This window comes from Sphingobacterium sp. UBA7253 (assembly GCF_002472745.1).
Lineage (GTDB): Bacteria > Bacteroidota > Bacteroidia > Sphingobacteriales > Sphingobacteriaceae > Sphingobacterium > Sphingobacterium siyangense.
Genome location: NZ_DKSP01000205.1, coordinates 21,668 through 24,161, shown reverse-complemented (window position 1 = coordinate 24,161; position 2,494 = coordinate 21,668). Strand labels below are relative to the sequence as shown.

Below are 2,494 nucleotides of genomic sequence, written 5' to 3'. Positions count from 1 at the left end.
ACATTATTTTGAGCCTAGTAAAGTTCATATATTGCTCAATCATTCGGATGGCCCACAAGCACGAACCATAGAGCAAAAAAATCTGCGAGATTACCAACATGCTTTTGAACTCTTATTTCAAAATCACTGTTACACAACCTCATGTGCGCTGCCGTATATGTTGGCAAACCGATACGGACGTATTATTAATGTGTCTTCTTCAACAGTGAAAGAACCGGTGTCTAATTTAGTGTTGTCCAATACGATCCGTACAGCATTGATTAGCTGGAGTAAATCGTTGGCCGTGGATGTCGCTAAAGACGGTGTGACTGTCAACAGCATCTTAACAGGTCTGTTTGATACGGATCGTATCCAGTCGCTAACCAAGCTAGATGCACAACGTCTGGGAATTTCCTATGAGGAAGCGTTGCAAATGCGGTTAAAACAGGTTCCTGCACAGCGCCTGGGTAAGCCTGAAGAATACGGTTATCTCGTCGCTTTCCTTTGCTCCGAATATGCAGGTTATCTGACTGGGACCAATATTCCACTGGATGGCGGTATGTTAAAAGGCTTATAAAAAAGTCGCTATCCTATATCAAATAGGATAGCCACTAAGTTTGTGTGATTTATTATTTTCAATTAGTTCAATACCAATTCGGTATTGACAATGATGTCAACATCAGAAGCAACCGCTTCTACACCAGAAGGTAATTTATCATTGTATTTCATGCCGAAATCCTGACGGTTAATTTTTGTTTTAGCAGTAAAGCCAGCACGTGTTTTTCCCCAAGGGTCGGTAATGATTCCGCCATTTTGAGTCACATCGAAAGTTACTTTTTTCGTTACATCACGAATAGTCAAATCTGCTATCATAATATATTTTCCTTTTACTTTCGCATTTTTAAAACTGGTAGACTTTAATGTCATTTTAGGGAATTTTTCCGCAGCAAAGAAATCATCGGTCTTCAAATGATTGTCACGGGCAGCTATACGTGTATCGATGCTGTTGACGTCGATAGAAAAATTAACTTTAGCATTGTTAAAGCCTGTTCCTGTTGCAGTTTCAACTGTACCTTCTACCTTTGTGAATTCACCATCAACAAAGCTGATTCCAAGGTGTTTTACATCGAATCTTGCATTTGTATGCGCAGGGTCTGCAGACCATTTTACTTGTGCTACAGCAACATTAACCATTAATACTGCTACAGCCAAAATTTGGAAAAATTTATTCATGTGTTTTCTTTTTATTTATCTAACCTTCAAAAGTTCAAAATGTTTGTTTGAACAAGCTTCTGCAAAGGTGGGATAAACTAACAACGAAAAAATTGATGTAGGTCAAGAATTTCGATTCGGCTTTAATATTTGTCTTTTTAGACGGCTTAAAAACTCTTGCGTGACGCCAAGATAGGATGCTAATTGCATATTGGAGATCCGCGGATAGATTTTAGGATACCTTTTGATGAAATCCAGATACCGCTCTTGTGCTGTAAAACCTATGCTCGAGATAATACGGTGCTGCGATGCTATTTGGGCACGTTGGGCCATTATCCTGGAGAGTTTCTCAAAGATTGGATGATCTTCGTAAAGTTTGTCTTTATTTTTTTTTGACAGTGTAAGTACCACAGCGTTTTCCAAAGCTTGGATATTTTGAAGCGCTGGCTCCTGATAATTAAAGCTGGCAATATCGCCGATCCACCAATCTTCAATTGCAAACTGTAGAATGTGTTCGATCCCATCCGCGGTGACATAGAATGATTTAAATAAACCGCTGATCACGTATGCTTCATGGTGGCACACCTCTCCGGCCCGGAGAAAGTATTCTTTTTTCTTTATTTTCCTTACCTGATAACGTGAAACGATGTCATTCAGTTCTTCCTCAGTGACATCAATGCGTTGTTTTACAAATTCCTTGAATTGTTCCATTTGGCTGTAAAATACGAAATTTTGCAATGCTAATTTAACAAGCTGTTTGATTCCTATCAATCCTAAGTTAAAATAATTCAGTTGCTGGCTATTGCTTTTATTCAATTTGATCAAAACAGTGATGAAATCAACATTTTGGTGTAATATTTGACTGGATATTGCCGTAATTCAAATAGTTTCATCAATAATTGGTATCTTCTGTAGGATTTAAAATAATTTGATTGCTAAAACTATAAATATATCTCATGAAGTTTGTTGCACCCAATACTCTTGAAAACGATAAGGTTGTATTACGAATCATAGAACCAGCGGATTTTGATACGCTATATCAAGTTGCCAGAGACCCCCTGATCTGGGAACAGCATCCTAATAGGGACCGTTGGAAGGAAGACGTTTTTCGCCAATTTTTTGAAGGCGCCTTAGCAAGTAAGTCTGCTTATCTGATCTTGGATAAGGAAAGTGGTGCCTGCATCGGTAGTACGCGGTATTATGGCCTTGATGAGGCGGAAAAATCGATTTTTGTTGGGTATACGTTTTATGCCCGTGCATATTGGGGTGCAGGCATCAATCCATTGGTCAAAGAGATGATGTT

The 2,494-nt window shown here is 38.7% G+C and carries 4 protein-coding genes; 2 read left to right on the top strand and 2 right to left on the bottom strand.

Going from position 1 to position 2,494, the window contains the following annotated elements:
* Positions 1-556 (top strand): SDR family oxidoreductase (locus B2X72_RS21100; RefSeq protein ID WP_286851376.1); only part of this gene is annotated, 556 nt, incomplete at its 5' end.
* A gap of 62 nt (positions 557-618) precedes the next feature.
* Here B2X72_RS21100 and B2X72_RS21095 read toward each other — a convergent pair.
* Positions 619-1,212: a YceI family protein gene (locus B2X72_RS21095; RefSeq protein ID WP_286851375.1), complete on the bottom strand. Its 594-nt coding sequence runs from the start codon at positions 1,210-1,212 to the stop codon at positions 619-621.
* Between the two features lie 102 nt (positions 1,213-1,314).
* On the bottom strand, positions 1,315-1,902 hold the full coding sequence (locus tag B2X72_RS21090; protein ID WP_145328318.1) for a Crp/Fnr family transcriptional regulator: 588 nt from the start codon (positions 1,900-1,902) through the stop codon (positions 1,315-1,317).
* Positions 1,903-2,147: 245 nt separating this feature from the next.
* Here B2X72_RS21090 and B2X72_RS21085 point away from each other — a divergent pair.
* Positions 2,148-2,494: GNAT family N-acetyltransferase (locus B2X72_RS21085; RefSeq protein WP_286851373.1), on the top strand; the 347-nt coding region annotated here is incomplete at its 3' end.